General features: G+C 52.0%; 22 protein-coding genes. 20 read left to right on the top strand and 2 right to left on the bottom strand.

Annotated features, from left to right (window positions below; all coding sequences use genetic code 11):
- The first annotated feature begins 20 nt into the window (after positions 1-20).
- Together GWK78_02880 and GWK78_02875 are read left to right on the top strand one after the other, a co-directional pair.
- The gene (locus GWK78_02880; GenBank protein ID QHU93955.1) at positions 21-371 is read left to right on the top strand and encodes a hypothetical protein; all 351 of its coding nucleotides are present in this window, start codon (positions 21-23) and stop codon (positions 369-371) included.
- 68 nt (positions 372-439) lie between these two features.
- Entirely contained in the window at positions 440-1,009 is a 570-nt protein-coding gene (locus tag GWK78_02875) for a hypothetical protein (GenBank protein ID QHU93954.1), read from the top strand.
- A gap of 7 nt (positions 1,010-1,016) precedes the next feature.
- Here the strand turns inward: GWK78_02875 and GWK78_02870 are convergent, their stop codons facing one another.
- Complete coding sequence (locus GWK78_02870) at positions 1,017-1,856, bottom strand: phosphate acetyltransferase (protein QHU93953.1); 840 nt, start codon at positions 1,854-1,856, stop codon at positions 1,017-1,019.
- Positions 1,857-1,876: 20 nt separating this feature from the next.
- On the opposite strand from GWK78_02870, the gene GWK78_02865 reads away from it, so the two are divergent.
- The 4 genes from GWK78_02865 to GWK78_02850 all read left to right on the top strand — a co-directional run bounded on the left by GWK78_02865 (position 1,877) and on the right by GWK78_02850 (position 7,772).
- The gene (locus GWK78_02865) at positions 1,877-2,314 is read left to right on the top strand and encodes a GNAT family N-acetyltransferase (protein QHU93952.1); all 438 of its coding nucleotides are present in this window, start codon (positions 1,877-1,879) and stop codon (positions 2,312-2,314) included.
- A 192-nt stretch (positions 2,315-2,506) separates the two neighbouring features.
- Positions 2,507-3,808, top strand: coding sequence for a hypothetical protein (locus GWK78_02860; GenBank protein QHU93951.1), 1,302 nt, complete (start codon positions 2,507-2,509; stop codon positions 3,806-3,808).
- A gap of 30 nt (positions 3,809-3,838) precedes the next feature.
- Entirely contained in the window at positions 3,839-5,164 is a 1,326-nt protein-coding gene (locus tag GWK78_02855; protein QHU93950.1) for a hypothetical protein, read from the top strand.
- Positions 5,165-5,177: 13 nt separating this feature from the next.
- Positions 5,178-7,772: a leucine--tRNA ligase gene (locus GWK78_02850; GenBank protein QHU93949.1), complete on the top strand. Its 2,595-nt coding sequence runs from the start codon at positions 5,178-5,180 to the stop codon at positions 7,770-7,772.
- A 1-nt stretch (position 7,773) separates the two neighbouring features.
- Here GWK78_02850 and GWK78_02845 read toward each other — a convergent pair whose 3' ends face one another.
- Positions 7,774-8,169, bottom strand: a complete 396-nt coding sequence (locus GWK78_02845) for a hypothetical protein (protein QHU93948.1) — start codon at positions 8,167-8,169, stop codon at positions 7,774-7,776.
- A gap of 184 nt (positions 8,170-8,353) precedes the next feature.
- Here GWK78_02845 and GWK78_02840 point away from each other — a divergent pair, with 184 nt between their 5' ends.
- Genes GWK78_02840 through GWK78_02775 form a run of 14 tightly spaced genes read left to right on the top strand, consistent with a single transcriptional unit; the run spans position 8,354 to position 23,372 of the window.
- Positions 8,354-8,503, top strand: coding sequence for a hypothetical protein (locus GWK78_02840; GenBank protein QHU93947.1), 150 nt, complete (start codon positions 8,354-8,356; stop codon positions 8,501-8,503).
- 27 nt (positions 8,504-8,530) lie between these two features.
- The gene (nusB, locus tag GWK78_02835) at positions 8,531-8,986 is read left to right on the top strand and encodes a transcription antitermination factor NusB (GenBank protein QHU93946.1); all 456 of its coding nucleotides are present in this window, start codon (positions 8,531-8,533) and stop codon (positions 8,984-8,986) included.
- Positions 8,961-9,464 carry an NUDIX domain-containing protein gene (locus tag GWK78_02830; GenBank protein QHU93945.1) on the top strand — a complete coding sequence of 168 codons (504 nt, stop codon included), beginning with the start codon at positions 8,961-8,963 and terminating at the stop codon, positions 9,462-9,464. Before nusB ends, GWK78_02830 begins: the two co-directional genes overlap by 26 nt.
- Entirely contained in the window at positions 9,465-10,181 is a 717-nt protein-coding gene (rnc, locus tag GWK78_02825; GenBank protein QHU93944.1) for a ribonuclease III, read from the top strand. It abuts the gene before it with no gap.
- 46 nt (positions 10,182-10,227) lie between these two features.
- The gene (gene pyk, locus GWK78_02820) at positions 10,228-11,652 is read left to right on the top strand and encodes a pyruvate kinase (GenBank protein ID QHU93943.1); all 1,425 of its coding nucleotides are present in this window, start codon (positions 10,228-10,230) and stop codon (positions 11,650-11,652) included.
- 12 nt (positions 11,653-11,664) lie between these two features.
- Entirely contained in the window at positions 11,665-12,900 is a 1,236-nt protein-coding gene (gene pgk / locus GWK78_02815; GenBank protein ID QHU93942.1) for a phosphoglycerate kinase, read from the top strand.
- 19 nt (positions 12,901-12,919) lie between these two features.
- Complete coding sequence (locus tag GWK78_02810) at positions 12,920-13,681, top strand: triose-phosphate isomerase (protein ID QHU93941.1); 762 nt, start codon at positions 12,920-12,922, stop codon at positions 13,679-13,681.
- Positions 13,682-13,690: 9 nt separating this feature from the next.
- Positions 13,691-15,823, top strand: a complete 2,133-nt coding sequence (locus GWK78_02805; GenBank protein QHU93940.1) for a hypothetical protein — start codon at positions 13,691-13,693, stop codon at positions 15,821-15,823.
- A 5-nt stretch (positions 15,824-15,828) separates the two neighbouring features.
- Entirely contained in the window at positions 15,829-17,922 is a 2,094-nt protein-coding gene (locus tag GWK78_02800; protein QHU94271.1) for a UvrD-helicase domain-containing protein, read from the top strand.
- Positions 17,923-17,964: 42 nt separating this feature from the next.
- Entirely contained in the window at positions 17,965-19,164 is a 1,200-nt protein-coding gene (locus GWK78_02795; GenBank protein ID QHU93939.1) for a DUF348 domain-containing protein, read from the top strand.
- A 57-nt stretch (positions 19,165-19,221) separates the two neighbouring features.
- On the top strand, positions 19,222-20,280 hold the full coding sequence (locus GWK78_02790; GenBank protein ID QHU93938.1) for a DUF348 domain-containing protein: 1,059 nt from the start codon (positions 19,222-19,224) through the stop codon (positions 20,278-20,280).
- A complete protein-coding gene (rsmA, locus tag GWK78_02785) occupies positions 20,281-21,069 on the top strand; it encodes a ribosomal RNA small subunit methyltransferase A (protein QHU93937.1) in 789 nt (262 codons plus the stop codon).
- On the top strand, positions 21,054-21,803 hold the full coding sequence (locus GWK78_02780) for a hypothetical protein (protein ID QHU93936.1): 750 nt from the start codon (positions 21,054-21,056) through the stop codon (positions 21,801-21,803). Before rsmA ends, GWK78_02780 begins: the two co-directional genes overlap by 16 nt.
- 57 nt (positions 21,804-21,860) lie before the next feature.
- Positions 21,861-23,372 (top strand): methionine--tRNA ligase, encoded by a 1,512-nt coding sequence (locus GWK78_02775; protein QHU93935.1) that lies wholly within the window; start codon positions 21,861-21,863, stop codon positions 23,370-23,372.
- Positions 23,373-23,379 lie beyond the last annotated feature (7 nt).

Genomic DNA, 23,379 nt, shown 5'->3' with positions numbered 1-23,379 from the left:
ACACATGCTATTATTTATATATGAAAGTGATCTACCTAGCTGGCAAAAATCTCGACAGGGCGAATCGCGTGGCGGCAACTTTAGAGGCCTCCGGCTATAGCATTCCGTGCAATTGGTATTATAATTACAAAGACGACGAGACAAATTTCGGCCCAGAAGATGAGGTTCAGGCCATTCGCACTGCCGATGTTTTGGTGTATCTATGGGAATCCGACCAGGAGAGCGCACGCTACGAAGTTGGCATGGCGATAGCGCTTGGTAAACCAGTGGTCGTTGTTCATGATAACCCGAAATGGTTTTTACAACTACCAAACGTTCGTGCGGTCTCACGGGATGAGGATATTATAAAGGCGCTGAGTGAGGTTGGTTGACGAAGGATTCCCTATGGCAAAACCAGTGCTACGGCTACACTAAAATAAGAAATGCTATAATAAACCCCATGACAAAACATATCAATCTCGTCACTGGTAATCCGCGTAAAATTGAGGAAGCAACGGCCACGCTTAGCCAATACGACATAGCGGTGGAGATTATTAATCTAGATATTGATGAGATCCAGCACCGTGATCCATTAAAAATTACCGAGGCTAAGGTTCGGGCAGCGTACGAGAAGGTTGGCGAGCCGGTTGTTGTCAACGATAGTAATTGGGAAGTGCCCGCGCTCGGTGGCTTTCCGGGTGGCTACATGAAAGATATCGCGCACTGGTTGATGCCCGAAGATTTTTTAGCTTTGCTACGCGACAAAGATGATTGGCAGATTATTCTCCATGACATTGTTGCTTATTACGACGGGCATACTCTACAGACGTTTATCTTTGATCAGCCGGGGAAGTTTGTCGCTCCGCCGCGTGGCAAGAGTGGTGCGTCGGTTAACAAGATTATTACGATGGATGGTAGTAACGGCCTGACGATGTCCGAGGTGTTTGATCGGCGCGACCAAGGCTTGGCGGTCAGAACCGACACGCTGCAGCAATGGCATCAATTTGCGCAGTGGTATATCGCGCAGTAGCTGGTTTCTATGAAGTTCGCGCCATACTGGCAGTAATAAGCGTGGCGCCAATCACATCATCAACGCTGGAGCCGCGAGATAGGTCGCTGATTGGCCGAGCAAAACCCTGCAAGATCGGCCCGTATGCATGGCCGCCAGCCAGGTGTTCGGCTAGCTTATAAGCGATATTGCCAGAATCAAGATTAGGGAAAACAAGGACATTAGCTCTGCCAGCAACCGGACTGTCCGGTGATTTTTTCTGGCCGATAGCCGGGACGATTGCCGCGTCTAATTGCAGTTCGCCATCAATTAATATATCGGGTCTCTCTGTTTTGACGAGCCGTAGTGCCTGCGTGACGAGCTCGACACTGTCGCCACCAGCGCTGCCTTTCGTTGAGTATGACAACATAGCCACGCGCGGCTCCCAGCCAAGTGACGCTGCACTACCCGCTGAAGCCACAGCAATTGCCGCCAGTTGCTCGGCGTTTGGCTGAATGTTCATGCCGCAGTCGGCAAAGAGCAATAAACCTTGTTCGCCACCCTGAAACTGTGGAATGTCTATCACGAAAAAGCTGGATGCATACCGAATATCAGGTGCCAGCCCAACAATTTTGAGTCCAGCTCGCAGCACGTCTTTCGTTGGATGATCAATCCCAGCCACCATAACGTCAGCCTCGCCGCTCGTTAGCATCGTCGCACCGCGACTGATAGCGTCCTCTTTCCCATCAAGCAGCACCGGCTGCACCGCACCACTTTCTTCTAGTGCGCGCGCTGCCTGCTGGATGATGTGATTATCGCCCTCAGGAAATACCACGCGCGGCGGATTTGAAGCTAAAATTTTTGCTAAGTCTCGTATGTGCTGATTCATGAGTATAGTATAATGGAAGCATGGACGAATTGACAATTGAACGCGCATCCCACATCGCCGAATCTGATGTGGCAGACATCACTAACCTCATCGCGGCACTCACTAGTAAGCCGCACCCAGCTGATGCTGAGTTATTGCAGCAGATCATTGACTCGCCAAGTCATGTGCTGCTATTGGCGCGGCTATCGGGCAAGATTGTCGGCATGGCAACGGCAGCACTGCTACTCGGGCCGGCTGCTGGGCGCAAAATCTACCTCGACGATTTTGTGACCGACCCGAATGTACAGGGTAAGGGTGTTGGTTCTCGACTCTGGGACGCTGTCATCGACTGGGGCCGCGAGCAGGGTGCCTTGAAATTAGAATTCACATCGCGCCCAGAACGTGAAGCAGCGCAGCGATTCTACTTGAAAAAAGGCGCGGTCGTGCGTAGCACTAATGCCTTCGCCAAACAATTGTAGGTAAATATTGATCAAACCCCTTGTGCTTTTTAACAGAAAAGCGCATAATATCGTCAGAGCTGGTACGCATAGGGGCGTTTCCTATGCTGCCATCCAAAACAAACACACGAAATTGCCCCGGGTGGGCGCGTAACAGCTCTTTTTTATTCGTCAAGTGGCGCGTTTGACAGCGCTTATGGTATGATAAAAGGGATGTTCAAGAAGTCGTTTGAGAAAAAAATGATACGCTATGTCCGGCAATTTTTTGCCGACCATGCTGATGTCAAGTTGATCGCAGTGACCGGGAGCGCCGGTAAAACGAGTGCTAAAACAGCGATCGCTACTGTGCTATCGCAGCAGTTTGCTGTCGCCATGCACGCTGCTGAGCCAACGTCGCACTTACAAACCCTTCTGCAGATCATGGGCGTGCGCTACCCCGAGAATCGTCCGGAGGAGAAGTGGGGATTTTGGCACCGCCGCAAGATGATGCGAGCTGTCAAAAAGCGTGCTCGCGCTGAACATCCCGAAGCCCAGATTATCGTTCAGGAGTTCAGCCCAATGCAACCTGGTTTTAATGCATGGTTTCAGCAGGTTATTTTGCCGGATATGGCCGTTGTGACGTCAGTCACCTCTGGCCGCATGCGGGTTGAACATACCGTCGAAGAGGTGGCCGGCGAGATGCTCACATTGGCGAATAATGCTCGCTTTGCGGCCATTAACCGCGATGACATTGACGGTCGATTTGCCGCATTTTTGGCAAATCCCCAGATGACGACATATGGCACCAGCGAGGTCGCTGAGTATTATTTTGAGCAGCATGATTTCTCGCTGGAGCACGGTTATGTCGGCAAGATTATCGGCCCGGAATATCCTGATGGTATCGCAGTGACGCTGCCACTACTTGGTGAACATAATCTGCGGCCAGCCGTCGTGGCGATGCTCGCTGGGGTGCGGATGGGCATGACGAAAGAGTTGATTGAAAAGGGCTTGAGTCAGTTACTTCCGCTGCCGGGTCGGATGCAAGTGCTTCGCGGCGCGGATCAGACGATTCTGATTGACGATAGCTATAGCTCGTCGCCGCTGACGGCGCTATCAGCACTACAAACGCTATACAGTCTCGAGGTGCCGCAGCGTATCGTGGTGTTTGGTAATATGAATGGGCTACGCAAGGATACGCAGGCCGGTCATGCCAAGCTCGGCGCTCAGTGTTCGCCAGACGAGCTGGATTGGGTAGTGACCGTCGGTGAGATGGCTAATCAATACCTGGCGCCGGTAGCACGTCGTCGCGGCTGTCAGGTTAAGGAGTGTCGTGATGCGCTGATGGCCGGCGGATTTGTGCGCGAAAAACTTCATGCGGGCGGCGTGGCTCTCTTCAAGGGTTCAAGTGGCGGTGTTTGGCTCGAGGAAGCGATTAAAATTAACCTACACAGCACCGAGGATGAGAAAAAATTGGTGCGCCAGTCGCCTGACTGGATTAAGCGAAAAAATGAATTTTTCTCGCGCTTTCGCGGATAGTGATACAATGAAAGTATAACGAGGAGGAATATGGACGACAAGGGTACGAATAGCAAGAAAACACCAGCGGATAAAGCCACTGCATCAACACCGCTGGCAGCGTCGCAGTCGACGGTCACATCAAGCTCATCACAGTCGACAACGACTCCGCCTACACAGACTGATCAGCCTGTATCGACGCCAGCGCAACCAGCACCGCCGACGTCGCAACCGCCGATCATGAATTCGGTTATGCCGCCAAAAAAGAAAACCGGCCTCATCATCGGTATTATTACCGGCTCGGTCGTATTGCTGCTGGCTATTGCTGCGGTACTATTGTACTTTTTCTGGTGGCAAGATCCGCAGAGGATGGTAACTGATGCAGTGGTTAATTCATTCCAGACCAAAAGGGTGGTTTCCTCGGGCAAACTCGTCATGAATCTCGGCAACGGTAATCGTATTGATGTCAAGCTCAAAGCCGTTGCTGACTCACCAAAATCAAAAACCGAGGCCACCATTACATTAGCGATCAACGGCATGGAGATCCAGCAAGACGTCATCCTCACAATGGTGGCTGATGGCAAAGGTACGATTTATATTAAGAGCGAACATCTAAAAGATATCGTGCGCCAGATGGTAGAGACGATCATCAAGGCTCGAAGTCGGGGGATGCTACCAGATACGCGGTCGACGATGGTACGCGACCAGATCCTCAAACAGTTTGATGAAAAACTTAACAAAATTGAAGGCAAGTGGCTTAAGGTATCATTTGATGAGCTTGGAGCATCACGTACAAACAAAGACACGTGCTCTCAAGAAATCTTTGATTTGATCAATACTGACCAGCAGGTGCGTAGCGAACTGATCAACGCGTATCGCAAAAACAGCTTTGTGACGGTCAAAAAGGACGCTAAGGTCGAGCCGCGTGATGGTGTGCCTGGCTTTGAAATTGATTTAGCTTCGGACGGTAAAATGTCAGACAGACTACGCGCATTTATCGATTCTCTGGGGGATACGAAACTTGGCAAGAAAATTAAAGAGTGTTATGGCGACAAAGTATTCAATACAGCAAATAAAACTACGTCATCAAAGAGATTGCCTACTATACGCATCTGGGTCGATCCGTGGTCACACCAGCTTAAAGCGCTCGAAATCAAGGCGCGCGGATCAGATGGCGACAAGGATCGGAATCTCACTATAGACATGACGTTCGACTACAATAAGTCAGAGCAAATTGATATACCGTCAGACGCCGATAATCTTAAATCAGTACTTCAGGATTTTGCCGGCTCATCACCAATACCGCCGCCGTTTGCTAGGGGTGGTGCCTCTACGGATGAGAACGATGAAGACGCCGACACTAGCGTCGAGAGATGATATACTAAGGAGTATGAAACGCTACAATCCGACGGAAATTGAGAAAAAATGGCAAGATAAATGGGAGGCTGACGGCACTTATGTCACTGATCTTAGTGATACAACGCGCCCAAAGTATTACAGCTTGAGTATGCTTCCTGGTATCACCGGGGCTGGCATTCACATCGGTCACGGTCGGACGTTTCAGTTTGCCGACATCAAAGCACGCCTGAAGCGTCAGCAAGGTCACAATGTGTACCATCCAATTGGTTGGGACAGCTTCGGACTGCCAGTGGAAAATTACGCTATCAAGGTTGGTAAAACGCCGCGGGTAGCACATGACGAAGCTAAGGCTCATTTCATTGCTCAGTTGAAGCGCCTCGGCTTTAGTTATGATTGGTCAAAGGAGATTTCTACTGCCGACCCTGAGTATTACAAGTGGACTCAGTGGATTTTTACGCAGCTATACAAGCACGATTTGGCGTACCAGAAGGAGCAGCTACAATGGTGGTGCGATACCGACAATACGGTGCTAGCTAACGAGCAGGTTGAGGGCGGCAAATGTTGGCGCTGCGGCAATCCTGTCACCAAGCGCAACCTCAAGCAGTGGTTTTTCCGTATTACGGCCTATGCCGATGAGATTTTGGAGGCAACTGACGACTTGGATTGGACGGAAATGGTCAAAACTATGCAGAAAAATTGGATCGGTCGGTCGGTCGGTGCGGAGGTTGAGTTTGCGGTTGAAGGCTGCGACGATGTCATCACTGTTTTCACTACGCGCCCTGACACGCTGTTTGGTGCGACGTATGTGGCACTGGCACCAGAGCATCCGCTAGTGTCTCAGCTGGTTAATGCCGACACGCGTGCTAAAGTCGAATCGTACGTTCAAGCGGCGCAGAAAAAATCCGACGTTGAACGCCAGGAAAATAAAGATAAAACCGGCGTCTTTACTGGCAGCTATGCCATCAATCCAGTCAATGGTCAGAAAGTGCCAATTTGGGTGGCGGACTACATCCTCGGTGGTTACGGCACTGGCGCGATTATGGCGGTGCCGGCGCATGATGAACGCGACCTGGAGTTTGCCGAAAAATTTGATTTGCCAGTAGTGCAGGTGATTGAAAAGCCAGAAAACTCGGCGGATGCTGGCTGTTACGCGGGTGAAGGCGAATTGATTAATTCGGGCGATTTTGACGGCCTGCGCAGCGAAGAGGCTCGTGAACAGGTGGTGGCTTGGCTGGAGCAACAGGGCCTGGGTCGGAGCAAGACCACCTATAAAATGCGCGATTGGCTGATTTCTCGCCAGCGGTACTGGGGCGCGCCAATTCCGATGGTTCATGTTGATGGTTTCGGGCCAATCGCTGTGGCGGATGAGTGTTTGCCGGTGATTTTACCAGAGGTCGAGAACTTCAAGCCGACGGGTGGCAACACTTCGGTATTGGCACAGGTTGATGATTGGGTGCGCGTGTGGGTTGACGTTGAGACGGGTAAAACTGTGCCAATCACCGAGCCAAAGCCAGCGGGCGACAATTGGCATGAGGGGCGACGCGAAACTGATACGCTGGACGGCTATGCCTGCTCCAGTTGGTACTTCCTACGCTATCTCGATCCGCACAACGACCAGCAGGCGTGGAATCCAGGGCTGATCAAACACTGGGCGCCAGTCGATTATTACAATGGCGCCGATCATGCGGTAGCACACCTATTGTATAGTCGTTTTTGGATGCGCTTTTTCTATAAACTCGGTCTAGTGCCGACACCGGAGCCGTTCAAACGAATGATGTACAATGCTTACATCATGGCGCCAGACGGTCAAAAAATGAGTAAGTCCAAGGGCAATGTCATCGATCCGATGGAAATTATGGACAGTGGTTATGGCGCTGACGCACTGCGCGTATACGAGATGTTCATCGCGCCCTATGATATGGATGCACCGTGGGATCCGCGCGGGGTGCCGGGGACGTATCGGTTCTTAAACCGAGTGTGGAATGTGGTACAGGAGTTTATTGAGGCGGCTACATTACCTCCTCTGACAGAGGCTGTGAAGTGTTCGCGAATAGCGGACGCTTCAGCCGAACGCTCGCGAGAAATCTCCAGCGGAGATTTGAGCGAAGAGTGTACTCTGGCGGAGGATGGTGATGTAGTCGCGGAACTGTTGCGCCTCACTCACCTCACTATCAAAAAAGTCACTCGTGACATCGAGGATGAAAAGTTCAATACGGCAGTGGCGGCGATGATGGAAATGGTCAATGGCCTATATAAGTTCAAAGAATCGCACGGCATGCAAGCGTTAGAAACGTGGCGGTTTACTTTGGAAAGTCTGCTACAGATTTTGGCACCATTTGCGCCGCACATAACTGAAGAATTGTGGCAGGAATTGGGCCATGCTGATACCATTCACGTTAATCACTGGCCAAAGTGGGATGAAAAATATCTGGTGAGCGATGTGATAACCATCATTGTACAGGTCAACGGCAAGCTCCGATCACGGCTGGAGCTGCCAGTTGATACCGATAAAGAGACGATTGAGCAACGAGCGCTGGATGACGAGAAGGTTCGCGCCTATCTCGACGCCCGGACACCGAAAAAGGTGATTTATGTGCCAGGGAAGTTGGTGAATATTGTTGTCTAGGTTAGTTACCGAGGGGCTTAGCCGTCACCGAGCCATCCCGGTGTACCTCGACTCGTACGCGTGTTCCCCGTGGAAGACCAGTGAGCTTTTTGGATTCCGTAGCACAGCCCACTATATCAATTTGGGTAGCAGCATTGGCATCCCTTACAATGGAGTCTGCTGCTGCACATACATCTGAATCCTTTGTGATATCAGTTTCCGTGGGGTTATAATGCATCATAGAAGAGCCAACTAGGGGTGATTCCGCCGGCTCTTTATCGGCGGCGATACCTTTAATGCCGATGCCGAGACCTATCCCCATTATTGCTAGCATTGCCCCTGACCCGAGGGCCAGTTTCAGTTTACCTAATGGACGTAGTGTTTCCCCGGGCTGAGAGAGTGAATTGTTCTTATCCATAATTAGTAGGATGTATCCTTTCTATCGTAAGTGATGCCTATGATATTACCATAAATATTATATAAAGTCAACAATACCCCTGACAGCGTATTGCCACTGCTCTGCATCCCCTTGAGAAATCTATCAAAAACCGGTATAATGAAGCCCAAGTGTTACGATAAACTGAAATAAAGGAGATTTTTCTATGGCACAACCAAAAAAGCAGAGTAGTCCGCGCAAGACCGGTCTGCGTCGCAGCCACTTGGTACTGAAATTAGCACGCCGCGTCAACGGGACGTCACCAGTGAAAGTCAAGACGACCAAACGCGAGACCGGTAAGAAGAGTACAAAATAAACTAACACGAACAGGAACGTTTTTGTCATGGCTTCAAACCGTCATTTAGGACGAATCGTCGCGTTGCAGACGTTATACGAGATTGAGTTTCGCCAGGAAGTTGGTGACAGCGAGGTTGATGTCGCCGATATCTTGACGCGCAATCTTGAGAAATACAAATCATCAGTCGATGATGTTGAGTTTGTACGAAGTCTGATCGATGGCGTCACTGCGCATAAAGCAGAGCTTGATGCTAAACTTCGTCCACTAGCGCCAGAATGGCCGATTGAGCAGATATCGCGAATTGACCGGACGGTACTACGGCTCGGGCTGTATGAATTATTGTTTTCTCGGGCGGCGGTGCCACCAAAAGTGGCCATCAATGAAGCAGTGGAACTGGCAAAAACGTTTGGTTCGGATAACTCAGGGAAATTTGTGAACGGTGTGCTCGGCACAGCGTATCGCTCCCTTCAAGAGGATGCCGATGAAGACAAGCAGCTTTGATCATATCAAGAAATATTTTGGCGGTCGCAAAAAACCGTCGATCCAAGAAATAGTTCGCGAGCCAACCGCCGGCGGCGTGGTGTTTCGACGCAATAAAAAGGGTGATGTTGAGTTTCTGCTCTACCAAGACGCGCGGGATCGCTGGACCATTCCCAAAGGTCATGTTGAGCCGGGCGAGACAGCGCAGGCTGCTGCCAAGCGTGAAGTTGGTGAGGAGGCTGGCCTCAAGAACATCGAGGTGTGCGGTTGGCTGGGCAAAATTAATTTTCGCTATCGCCGACTTGATAAGTTAGTGCTGATTTCGCAGCAAGTGTACCTGATGAAGGCGCTTGATCCGGACGAAAAACTGCAAAAAGAAGACTGGATGAATGGCCTGGCGTGGTTTACCTTTCATGAGGCGCTGGATGAGATCGAGTATGAGGATATTGGCAAGCTGATTCTGCTCGCTATGAAGCGAATCAGGCAGGAGAATCTATAGATGAGCGGGATGAATACGGCGCCGTATCAGGAGTTTGCGCGCGAAAAATTAGGTTTTGAGTTTACAAATTTGGATTTGCTGATTACGGCTTTAACTCATCGTAGTTATGTGAACGAACACCGAAAATCAGTCCATTGCCACAATGAGCGGCTGGAATTTTTAGGTGATGCGGTGTTGGAGCTAGCGGTAACGGAGTACTTATTTACACATTTTTCTGAACCGGAAGGGATTTTGACAGCCTGGCGGGCAGCGCTGGTGCGGACGGAAAGTATTGGCAGTGCGGGTGATGCCTTGGGTTACGGGCGGCTGATTCGTATGTCGAAGGGTGAGAAAAATGGCTCGGATCGGGCGCACTTGCAGATTTTAGCCAATGCCTTTGAGGCGGTGATCGGCGCGATTTATTTGGAGCGTGGCTTTGACGATGCGCGCGATTTTATTCATAAGCATATTATCGTTAAGCTAGATGGAATTTTGGAATCAGGCAGCTGGCGCGATCCGAAGTCGTATTTGCAGGAAATTTCTCAGCGTGTTGATGGTCAGACGCCGATGTATAAAGTTTTGAGTGAGGAAGGGCCAGATCATGATAAGGTATTTACGCTTGGGGTATTCGTTGGTGAAACGCTGATGGGGCGCGGCGTGGGTCCGTCCAAGCAGGTGGCTCAACAGCAAGCCGCCCGCCAAGCAATCGCTCGATATCGGGCAGCGGATTCTGAATAGTGATTATATCTTTTCTCAGCGCCTAACCGGTGTTATAATCAAAAGGATGAGTAACACAATTTTTAAACGTACCAAGATCCTAGCGACTGTCGGTCCGGCAACGATGAGTCAGGATAAAATTAGTCAACTTATGCAGGCCGGTGTCAATGGCTTTCGTCTGAATTTCAGCCACGGTAGTTATGACGAGCGGCGTGAGCAAATCGACTGGATCCGCACGGCCAGTCATGAGCAGGGTAAACCAGTTGCCATTCTCCAAGACCTTCAAGGTCCAAAAATCCGCCTCGGCGTTCTCAAAGACAACATGCTGACGGTGCGGGCTGGTGATGTGCTGACGCTTGATTCGTCGATTACAGAACACAATGGAAGCTTCAATCTGCCTGTCCAATATAACCTCGCTGAGAAAATGAAAGTTGGCGAGCCGCTGTATATGTTTGATGGCAAGATCAAGTCGATCGTTCGTGAAATTGCTGGCCCAACGGCCATCAAGGTGGAGGTGCAGAATGACGGATTTTTGATGAGCCGTAAAGGGTTGAATCTGCCAGATACCGATTTTGGTGGTGATATCTTGACACCAAAAGATATCGCCGATATTGAGTGGGCAGCCAATCAAGATTTTGATTATGTGGCGCTTAGTTTTGTACAGACGGAGGACGACATTATCGATCTGCGCTCGCGGCTGACGGCGCTGGGCTCGGATGCGTATATTATTGCCAAAATCGAGACCAAGTCAGCGATCTCTGATGAGCATCTGGAGGAAATCGTCAAGGCGAGTGACGGCATCATGGTGGCGCGCGGTGACCTGGCGGTTGAGGCTGGGGCCGAGATCGTGCCAGTTATCCAACGGCGTATTATCGCTCTTTGTCGTAAATATTCTAAGCTCAGTATCGTCGCGACACAGATGATGGGCAGTATGGTTGACAATCCTGAGCCATCTCGCGCTGAGGTGAGCGATGTTGCCAATGCGGTCATCCAGGGTGCTGACACGGTGATGTTGTCGGATGAAACGGCCAACGGTAAATATCCGATCGAGACAGTGCAGGCGATGCGCCGGACGATTATGTACACTCAGGAGCACAGTGATGTCATGGCGGTTGAGTCAAGCGAGAAGCGTCGTAAGCACGATGCGCTGCTCAGCTACACGGCGGCGCGGTTAGCCACAGAGCTTAAGGCGCGGGCAATTATTGCCGAGACTAGTACGGGTGTAACTGCGGTGAATGTCGGCGCCTTTCGGCCGAATATGCCGATTATTAGCGTGACTGATAGCCAAAAAACCGCTCAAAAATTAGCACTCAGTTACGCCACGCGCTCATACGTTCGTCCAAGTGGCCTGGGTTCGGCCAATAAATTAGCAGAAGAATTGAAGGCCGAAGGTTACTTTGGCGAGGATCCAGTGACGTTGGTATTGGTTAGTGGCCATCAACCGGGCCGGCCGGGCAAGACCGATAATATCCAGATTCGGACAATGGAGTAGGACGAGAAAAGGGTGGGCAGATTTTTCAAGCAAACAATTCGTGACGTTAATCTCCGCGGGCTGACCGTCCTGGTGCGGGTTGATTATAATGTGCCCCTAACCGCGACCGGTGGGATCGCCAGTGACTTACGCATTCGCGCTAGTTTATCGACTCTGCGCTACCTACTAGAGCAACGCTGCAAGATTGTCCTGATGAGTCACCTCGGACGACCAAAGGGGGCTGATCCGGCATATAGTCTGCGTCCAGTAGCGCGTCGACTGGCTGAGCTGCTTGGGCGGCCAGTGCGGTTTATTGATGGTTGTGTTGGGGATAAGCTTCGTCAAGCAGTGCGGCATATGGCGGCTGGTGATATACTGATGCTCGAAAATCTGCGGTTTTATAACGAGGAGTCGCGCGATGATATGGTGTTTGCCAGGGCAATTGCCAGGGCGGTGCGACCAGATTACTTTGTGCAGGATGGCTTTGCGGTGGTGCATCGAGCTCATGCCAGTACGCACGCGATTACATTATATGTGCCGGGGCTAGCCGGTGATCTATTGGTGCACGAATACACCACGCTAACCGCAGCGATGTCGCGTCCAGCACGCCCCCTGGTGGCAATTATTGGCGGTGTGAAAATTGCTGATAAGATTGCGCTGATTGAGCGGCTGATTGATAAAGCTGACACAATCCTCATCGGTGGGGCGATGGCCAACACCTTCCTCGCCTATCGCGGCCATAGGATGGGTCACAGTACGATTGAGCCGGATCAAGAGCAAGTGCTTGCGGCTATCTACCGCCACGCTGCCGAGAAAGTTGGCAGTGAGCGGGTCGATCAGTTTTTGCGGCTGCCTAGCGATGTAGCGGTGGCTTTGTCGCCAGAAGCATCGGGTGATCGTCATGAGGTGTCGGTTGATGGGATTGGCGACGATGAGATGGCGCTAGATATTGGTGCTCAGACGATGGCGCAATTTACCTCAGTGATTGCCTCGGCGAAAACAGTTATCTGGAACGGGCCGCTGGGGTATTCGACTAATCCGTTGTTTGCCCGGGGGTCGGCTCGGATCGCCGAAGCCATTGTACAAAATCGCGGCGTTACGTCAATCATTGGCGGCGGCGATACGGCGGAGTTTGTCCTTGGGTGGGATGGGCATGACGGCAAGCAATTTTCGCATATTTCTACCGGTGGCGGGGCTAGTCTCGAGCTGATGAGCGGTAAAAAATTACCAGGTGTGGAAAGTTTACTAGACGCACACGGACTAAAATGATACACTAAACATAAGCATTATGACGCGAAAAACACTCATTATCGGCAACTGGAAGATGAACCTCACCATGCATGAGGCCAGTTTGTATTTACATAAGCTGATGGAGCAGCTGCCGGTACACCGCGACGTCGAGGTGGTGGTGGCGCCAACGATGTTGACACTGCAGAGTTTGAGCTTGCAAATCAAGCGTCGGATCGTCAAGCTCGCCGCCCAGAATTGCTACTGGCGCGACCATGGTCCGTATACCGGCGAGGTGCCAGCGTCACACCTACACGGTATGGTCGATTATGTCATCATCGGTCACTCCGAGCGGCGACATATATTTATGGAGAGCGACAAGGATATTCGTTTCAAGGTGCAGGCGGCACTGCGTAATCGGCTTCAACCAATCCTCTGTATTGGTGAAACAGCGCACGAGCGGACGCTAGGCGAAACGCGCGAGGTGCTCCAGGATCAGATTGTAAACGGCCTCGCAAACATAACAGCCGAGGAGATAGACCATGTGGTGATCGCCTACGAACCGGTCTGGGCGATCGGTAGCGGTGAGTATGCGCAGCCGAGCGATCTTATGAAGGCGCTTAGGGTAATTCGCCAGCAAATTACGCATTTATTTGGTAAAGAAGCAGCCGAGACGGTGCGCGTGGTGTATGGCGGCAGTGTTTCGGTTGACAACGCCGGTGATTACCTTGCGGTGGCGGGACTTGATGGATTATTGATCGGCGGAGCGAGTCTGGACGCATATCAATTTACGGAGATAGTAAAAAAGGCGCATAAGGAATAGGGGGGGCTTATGTCAGACATTGATTTTGACGAACTTGATCGGGCGGTGACGTCACTGATGCAAAAGCGGGCAGAGAAAGAAGCGGCTCAGCAGGCGGCTGATGTTGATGCGGACGTGGCGACATCGACAACATCTGCGACTAGCGCCACTGAAGATGCGGTGAACGTGTCGTCGCCTGAACCTGGTCAACCTAGCGCCTCCGCTTCTCAGCCTAAGCCAGTAGCGACACCTCCGGTCACGCCGCCAAGCCCTCAACCCCAGCCAGTTGCGCCGCAGCCTACGGTGTCATTGTCGACGCCGCCGAGCGCACCAGTGGCTGCCGCCCCACAACCGATTGAGAAGCCGGAACCGACGTCGATGCAGCCGTCGCTGTCTTCGTCGGTAACACCAGTGGCCCCTGCTTCGTCAACCTCACCGTCGCCTGCCACCACGCCATCAACGCCGATTCCGCCATTGACCATCAAGCCGCTAACGCCTCCGTCGCCGACTGCTACACCAACAGCGACGCCAGCACCGCCGTCGACGCTCGTGTCTGCACCTGCAGCTCCATCTCCATCTCCAACGCCAGCCATAGCAACCGTACCCGCATCCGAGCCAACGAGTACCAATACGAGCAAGCCACCGGCCTCGGCCGAGGCAACACAATTATCCGCCTCATCGGACACTCCAAGTGCGCCGCCAGCGGCTGCAGCAACACCGACGCCGACTGCTGTCCCGATTTCTGTTACAAAGCCAGCGTCAAAGCCTGTCTCGAAGCTGACGCTCGAGCCGATACCGTCGTTCAAGACAACCTCGTCGCCTGTCTCGCTGTCGCCTGCCTCGACACCAGCACCGTCGACCCAGTCAACAACCTCGGAGCCTAATAATGATAAGCCACAAGATAAGTCACGGACTGAATCACCGGCTTTGCCACAAAAATCATCTACCGAGACGACTTCGTCGTCGGCGGAGGTTAACGGCTTCCCACACGCTGCCTCAGAGACTAAACCGGCTGTGGTATTTCCAGATATCAAAACACCAGATAAAAAGGCAGACGACCAACCCGCCTCAGACGCGCCGCAGGATAAAGTGGCCGATACGTCAGCAGCAAAACCAACTGACGATTCCTCGGATACAGAACGCGGTAACGAGTCAACTGTCGCTCCCTCACCAGCTATTTCGCGTCGACCGTCTGGCCGTTTCATGGACGTTGTACATCCGTCGTCTGTCATGCGCGGGCATAGCGTTTCTCAGTCGCGCACCGGCGTGACGCTTCAGCCGACTGGTTCGTATCTCTCCGGTCGGACTGGTAATGACGGCCAGCAGGGTGTTAACATGGCTGAAACTACTGAGGACACGTCAAGTGATATGATGGCAGATGATAGCACCGCTCACTCATCGGTAGCTGATCGCGAGATCAAGCGTCGACCACCACGCCTCGTTCTGCAGCCTGATCCATCGCACGTGGCTGAAGGTCTGACGTCAGACAATGTGTCGCTCAATACCAAGGACGTGCCTGATTATGAATCAATGGCCAGTGAAGCCGAAGCTAGTACTGACAGCGCCTTTATCGAGGAGGGCTTGCTGGCAGAGGACGCTCCGGTTAAGGCAGCTGATAGTGAGGGGCTGACCATGGATGAGTTGACGGCCGATGATGATCATCTGGTGACGGATGCGGCGGCTGGAGACGAGGTAGCAGAACATCGTGATGAGGCGGCTGATACTGACATTGCTGCTGATCGTACGAGCCTTGAAGCAACCATTGATGAGATTGAGGCCAGCGAGGTCGGTGAGCAGCTCGACGCAGATGCCACATCGGTAGATGTTTCGTCCAAGCAGTCCGCCGCTGATACGTCAGAGCTAGACAGTGAGCTGATGGCGATTGAGTCGATGGACGAAAGTGACGCTGAGACAGTTGATGAGACGCCACGTCGACCGCACACTCCGGGCGATATTCCTCAGCAATACACGGCCGGTGATGAGATCGCACCAGATCCAGAGCCAATGTTTGATGCGGCAGCCAGCCAGCCAGCCAGTGGGGAAGCACTTCAGCCTGATAAGAAAAAATCCGGCATCGGGACGATTCTATTGATCATTCTTTTTGCCCTTATCGGCGTTGGCGGCGGCGCGGCAGCGTACTTTTTCCTGCTATACTATAAGTAATGGACATCCTATCTGAGCTCAATCCTGAACAGCGGCGAGCCGTCCAGCATGATGGCGGGCCGCTGCTTATTTTGGCGGGAGCGGGGAGCGGTAAGACAAAAACCTTAACGCATCGCATTGCCTATCTGATCAGCCAGCAAGGGATTTTTCCCAGCCGCATCTTGGCGGTGACCTTCACCAACAAAGCTGCTCGAGAGATGCGCCAGCGCTTGGCTGATATGCTGGGTGAAGACGCCTCGGATCGACGCTTCATGCCGTGGATGGGGACATTTCATAGTATTTGTGTGCGGCTGCTGCGGATGGATGGGGTGTCAATTGGCCTTAATCGTAATTTTATTATTTATGATGAAGATGATCGACTGGGTCTCATCAAGCAGTTGATGAAATCGCGCGGGCTGACTGATCGCGACATCAAGCCACGCCGTATCGCTGCGGCTATTTCTGCGGCAAAAAATGACATGCTTTCACCCGATGAGTATATGATGCAGGCGGTCGGCCCCGTCAAACAGCAAATTGCCGAATTGTTTGCTGCGTACGAGGCCGCTATGCACCAGGTCGGGGCGCTCGATTTTGATGATTTATTGCTTAAGGCGGTGGAGCTGCTGCGCCAGTCGCCCGACATTCGCCACAAATGGCAGCAACAATTTCGCCACATTCTCATTGATGAGTATCAGGATACCAATGCGGTGCAGTATGCGTTGATCAAGCTGCTGGTCGGTCCAGAGCGCAACCTCTGTGTGGTCGGCGACGATGCACAGTCAATTTATAGTTTTCGCGGCGCAGATTATACCAATATTCTTCATTTTGAGCGTGACTTTCCGGGTGCGGCAGTGATTAAACTAGAGCAAAACTATCGCTCGACGGGCGCGATTTTAACGGTGGCAAATAACTTAATCCAACACAACACCCAGCGCACCGACAAGAACCTGTGGACAGAAGCGGTTGGCGGGATGACACCGCAATTATGGCAACTGTACAGCGAGGCTGAGGAGGCGCAAGCAGTGGCTGACGAAATTCATCGCCAGGCCAGGATGGGCCGATCCTATGGTGACATAGCAGTACTGTACCGCACCAATGCCCAGAGCTACGCCATAGAGCGCGCGCTGCGTCAACGGCACATCCCGTATAAGATTGTGGGTGGTCTGCGGTTTCTGGATCGAGCAGTCGTCAAGGACGTGCTAGCTTATCTCAGGTTATTATATCAGCCCAGTGACCGCGTTAGTTTCGCGCGGATCGTTAACCTGCCAAAGCGTGGTATCGGCGCAGTGAGTGTGGCGAAATTTCTCGACTGGAATGATCAGTCGGGCCGGAATATTATTGAAGGGCTGGTGGCGGTTGATGAGGCTGTAGGGTTGAGCGCTCGCGCCAAGCAGTCGCTGCGGGCGTTTGGTCAATTGCTGCAAAAATTACAACAATTACTGAACGACGCACCAGCCGAGGTTATCGAACAAATTATTGAGCAGACTGGCTACGGCGAAGCGGTGAACGATGGCAGTGTGCAGGCCGAAGAGCGGCTGGAGAACCTCGGTGTTTTGGTAGCTGAGGCGCGCGCCTATGCTGACGTGTCGACATTCCTCGAGGATATGGCATTGATGTCATCAAGCGATGGCCAAGCGGATCAGCAGGTCACCTTGATGACGCTACACGCTGCGAAGGGTCTGGAGTTTCCGGTGGTGTTTATGACTGGCTTGGAGGAAGGAATCTTGCCGCACGCACGGGTATTTGATAGCGGCAAGGCGGACGACATTGAGGAGGAGCGCCGCCTCTGTTACGTGGGGATTACGCGGGCCCGAGAGGCGCTGTTTGTGACCTGTGCTAGTTCACGGACGCAGTTTGGTCAGATCGGCTATAATCTGCCGTCGCGATTTCTCGATGAGATGGGGCTGATGAGCGGTGGTCTGGATGCACCTGCCGCGCCGCCATCCGACGATGCGTTTTATACTGATGACATAGGTCTAGAGGTCGGTGATCGGGTGCGAAGCCCACAATTTGGTGCGGGTGAGGTGGTGGATGTTGACGGGATGGCGGTGACGGTGCAATTTGATGACGGTAATACGAAGAAGCTTAATGTAGAATTCGCCAGATTAGAGAAAATTTGATATAATACATAGCAGTTTGTGGCGCTGTCCACGAGCGAGATTATGGAAAAGAGTTTATCTATTCGCTACCATTCAAAGAAGATTTTTCTATTGATCGGTTTGCTCGTGCTTGGAGTGACATTGATCCAGCTGGCGGATGCTGCACTGGCGCAGGGTACCGAGCGTCCATCACGGAGCGACGGCCAGCGTCTGATGAGTGTCTATGATAAGGGAGTCGAGAAAACAATTATCACTCGGGCAAAAACGGTGCGCGAGGCACTGAAGGCGGCGCGGATTGAGGTTGACGAGCGGCGAGATGTAGTGGAGCCAGCACTTAACGAGCAGTTGGTCGCTAGCTCGTATAATGTTAATATCTTTCGGGCTCGACCGGTAACGGTAGTCGATGGTAGGGCACGTATTCGGCTGACTACGGCTGAGCAAACGCCGGCAGCAATTGCCAAAGCGGCGGGGATCAAACTCTATAGCGAGGATCTTGTCGATATTCATGCCGCCGAAAACGTGGTTGCCAGCGGCACGAATGCGGTCTTGACCATCAAGCGGGCCACGCCACTCCAGCTCAATCTCTACGGGTCACTGGCTGAAGTGCGCACCCACGCAAAAACCGTTGGCGCACTGCTCAAGGAAAAGCATGTCCAGCTGGCCAGTAACGATACCGTATCAATGCCGCTCGGGGCGCCGATTACCAGTGGCATGCGGCTGGATGTTTGGCGCAACGGTAAGCAGACGATTACCACTGATGAAGATGTCGCTTTTCCGATTGAGACAGTGCGGGATGCTAATCGCGAGACGGGCCACAAGGAGGTGAAAGAGGCGGGCGAAAAGGGCCGGCGGACGGTGACCTATGAGATTGAGGTGCAAAATGGCAAGGAAGTGAGTCGTCGGGAGATCGCCAGCCAAGTAACAAAACAGCCTAAAAAACAAATTGAAATTATCGGCACAAAGAATGCCGCTATGCCATATACTGGTGGCGGCAATAAAGATCAGTGGCTATCTGCGTCAAACGTCCCGCGTGATCAATGGGGTTATGCTGAGTGGCTGGTACAGAAAGAAAGCGGCTGGAATCCGAATGCTCGCAGCCGGAGCGGTGCTTGTGGCCTCGCGCAGGCGTTACCATGTAGCAAGGTGCCAGGAAATCCGCTCAACCCAGTTGATTCGCTGAATTGGATGCATGGTTACGTGATGAGACGATATGGCTCGTGGGAAAAGGCGGTGGCGCACAGCAAGGCCAGAGGGTGGTACTAGTAATTATTAGATAAATATGGTATAATACGTCCGTTAATTAGGTACTAGAGCAGAATGATGAAATGGTGGAAATGGCACATAGAGAAAGGCTGGCGGCCAGTTGTTTTGCTGGGCTGCTTCATGGCTTTCGTGGCCGGTGCGGTTGGCCTGCTGCTATCTCAACCTGCCCAGGCGCAAGATAATCACGCCCAGTCGTCAGCGGAGCGGCTGGTGACGATTCGCGACCGCGGCCGCGAGCAGACAATCATGACCCGAGCACGCACTGTACGCCAGGCGTTACAGCTGGCGCGGGTAACGGTTGATGAGCGGCGTGACGTTGTTAAGCCAGACATTGATATGGAGCTGACAGGAACAACATTTACGGTGACGATTTTTCGGGCTCGGCCAGTAACGGTCATTGATGGTTCGCGGCGCTCACATATTACCACGGCGGAGCAGACGCCGCAGCGAATTGCCAAAGCGGCGGGGATCACGCTATATGTCGAGGACAAGGTTGAATTTATGACGAGCGATAATATGTTGCTGGATGGGACAAACGTGCTGATGAACATTACTCGTGCACCGCTGCGAACCGTGACCGAGGAGGTTGACATTGACTTCCCAGTGGAGCAGATCAAGGATGCGAATCAGCCGATTGGTTTCAAGGAAATTAAGCAGCTGGGTGAAAAGGGTATTCGTACCGTGACTTACCAGGCCCAGGCCGAGCGCGGTGTTGAGATCAGCCGTAAGGAAATAAGTAGCAGTATCAGCAAACAGCCTAAAAAGCAAATCGAAGTGATCGGCACCAAGCCGAAAAATCCATTAACGAAGTTGAAGGGTGCGCATATCTTTACTGATTCACGCGGCGTGGCGCACCGCGAAACTTACTATGACCTGCCAATGAATGTTGTCATCAATGCGTGCGGCGGCGGTGGCTACACGGTAAGGGCAGATGGCGCCAAGGTGGACAAGGACGGCTATATTTTGGTGGCGGCGAATTATGGTAATTATCCGCGTTGCTCGGTGGTGGAAACCAGCATGGGTCCTGGTAAGGTGTATGATACTGGTGGGTTTGCGACGCGGCATCCACATGGATTTGACCTGGCGACCGATTGGACGAACGGAGATGGTCGCTAGATGGCGTCAGCTCGCGGGCCGAAAAAAGAATTAGGCCAGCATTGGCTGCGCGACCCAGAAATCTTGGCGGAGATAGCTGAGGCGGCGGAGCTGAGCAACGATGATGTGGTTTTGGAGATTGGGCCGGGACTTGGCACGTTGACCAGTCGGTTATTAGCGCGAGCCGGGCGCGTGGTGGCGGTAGAATTTGACAGGGATTTGGCGTGCAAGTTACCGGGGCAATTTCCTGGCAAAAACCTGGAAGTGATTAACGAAGACATCTTGCAATTTGATTTAAATCAATTACCAACTGGCTATAAAGTAGTCGCCAATGTGCCGTACTATATCACTAGCAAAATTGTCGAGAAGTTGATGACGGCGGAAAATAAACCAAGTTTGGCGGTACTGCTGGTACAAAAAGAAGTTGCCCAGCGTATCACAGCGGAACCTGGTAAAATGAGCATTTTGGCGGTTAGTACGCAGCTATTTGCCCAGGCAGAACTAGACATTGAAGTGCTGCGGCAATTCTTCACGCCGCTGCCAAAAGTTGATTCGCAGGTGGTGGTATTGAGGACTCGCACTGAACCACTAGTCGCCCCTGAAGATCAAAAAGATTTTTTCCGTGTCGTCAAAGCTGGTTTTTCAGCCAAGCGTAAGAAACTACGCTCTAGTCTGAGCGGTGGACTGGGTATCAGCAAAAGTGCCGCCGAACAGTTACTAAAAAAGGCTGACATTTCACCCGATGTCCGTGCCGAAGATTTGGCGATTGACGACTGGCGGCGGCTGCTCAGAGAATGGCGGGCGCAATGATTGCGGCAGATCAGCCGACATGTTTTGACGATAGTCTGCTTGTGGCAATGTCGTCACGATCAGATGGGACCATGCTCGATCGTTCAGCTAGCAGGCACGCCCCACAAGTAGTTGCTAATCGGCGAAAGTTTTGCCAGCAACTAGCCGTGCCATATGAAGATGTGGTGTTCATGGGCGTGCTTTACCTAACGGGTCGGCGCTATGATTGTATCGTTGAAGTAGATGCGGCAGCTACAGCGCGGCATACTCCGGATGTAGTAGCGGATGCACTGGTCACGCGTACACCGGGCGTGGCGCTAATGCTGACTGAAGCTGACTGTATCGCTGTAGTGATGTATGATGCGATCAAGGGACTATTGGCATTACTTCATTTGGGGCGGCATTCGACGGTGGCAAATTTGATGCAGCGGATGGTTGAAAAATTTATCCACGAAGGATCAAAACCCGAAGACATTATCGTGTGGATGAGTCCGAGTGCACAACAATCAACCTATGTAATGAAATACTTTGATCAGGCAACTGATCCGGTGTGGCAGCCATTTTATAAAAAACACCACGACGGCTACTATTTAGATATGCAGGGGTACAACGCTTCTATTTGCCAAAGAGCAGGCGTACCGCCGAGCAATATTCATATCTCACCAATTAATACTATGACCGATCCGCATTATTTTTCGCATGCTCAGGGTGATACAACGGGCCGGACTGCAGTGGTAACAATGATGCGCGGGTGAGCCCTCGGCGAACGCATATCGGTGAAAATTGTTCCAGATGATGATACAATGAGTAGCATGACTAAACAACACGCCTATATCACTACTGCTATTCCTTATGTCAACGGTTTGCCGCACATTGGGCACGCCATGGACTATATGTTGGCGGATGTCTGGACGCGCTATCAGCGGCAAAATGGTCGTGAAGTACGTTTCCAGACGGGCGTGGATGAGCATGGCAATAAAATTGCTGCCAAGGCTGCCAGCCAAAACCAAACGCCGCAGGCCTACGTTGACCAAATGCATGGCAATTTCCAAAACATGATTGCCGAGTTGAATATTTCGGCGACGGATTTTATCCGCACGACTGACCCGCATCATGTTGGCGCAGTACAGTACATTTGGCAGAAGCTGGCTGCGGCTGGTTACATTTACAAAAGCACGTACGAGGGCTGGTATTGCCAAGGTTGCGAGGCGTTCGTCACCGACAAAGAAGCGGCTGAAAATAACGGTATTTGTCCTGATCACCAGTCACCATACCAACGGCTGAGCGAGGAAAACTATTATTTTAAGACCAGTGCTTTTTCGGACAAAATTCGCCAGGCCATTGAATCAAACAAGATGAAAATTGCGCCTGAATTTCGTAAAAAAGAGTTTTTGGAATTGATGAAAGACGGCTTGAAAGACGTGTCGATTTCGCGTCCGCGCAAGAACCTTAGTTGGGGTGTGCCAGTACCAGGCGATGACACGCAGGTGATGTATGTCTGGTTGGATGCGCTGAGCAATTACATCACGGTCATTGGCTATCCTGATCGAGCTGATGAATGGCAGGCATTTTGGCCGGCGGATGTGCAGGTAATTGGCAAGGATATCCTTCGTTTTCATGCCGGGATTTGGCCGGCGATGTTGATGGCGCTGGATTTGCCGCTGCCAAAGGTGCTATTAGTTCATGGCTTTATCAACGTTGGTGGCACCAAAATGAGCAAGAGCCTCGGTAACGGTGTTGGTCCGGCTGATATTATCCCGCACTATGGCGTTGAGGCGTTTCGCTATTATTTCCTACGCCACGTGCCAACTCAGGATGACGGTGACTTTACCTGGGAGAAATTTGAGGCGGCGTATAACGGCGAGCTAGGTAATGATCTCGGTAATTTGGTGCAGCGAGTGGCAAAGATGGTGCAGAGTTATCAGGCCGGTGTTATCGGTGACGCACCACAGTCTGAGCACGATATGGGGCCGTACCGTGCCGACATGGAGTCTTTGAATTTTAACCTAGCAATTGATGAAATTTGGCAGATTATCCGTTCATTGAATCAATACATCGAGCGCGTGCAACCATGGCAGGTGGCTAAAAAACGTGATAAAGACCCCGATGCTGAAGCACACCTTGCAGAGATTTTGGCGCATGCCAGTGGTACATTACTCCAAGTATCCAACATGCTTCGTCCATTTATGCCGCAAACTGCCAAGAAAATTCACGACATGTTTGCCAGCGGCGTTGTGCCATCACAGCTGACCCCACTGTTCCCGCGTCTCCACCTCCACACAGCCGACCCACGTGCGTCAAAAGTAGAAAACCAGGGTAAATAATAATGAG

Source organism: Candidatus Saccharibacteria bacterium oral taxon 488 (genome assembly GCA_010202845.1).
In the GTDB taxonomy this organism is placed as follows: domain Bacteria; phylum Patescibacteriota; class Saccharimonadia; order Saccharimonadales; family Saccharimonadaceae; genus Nanosynbacter.
Note: the sequence above shows the minus strand (reverse complement) of the source record. Positions and strands in the feature narration are given on the sequence as shown.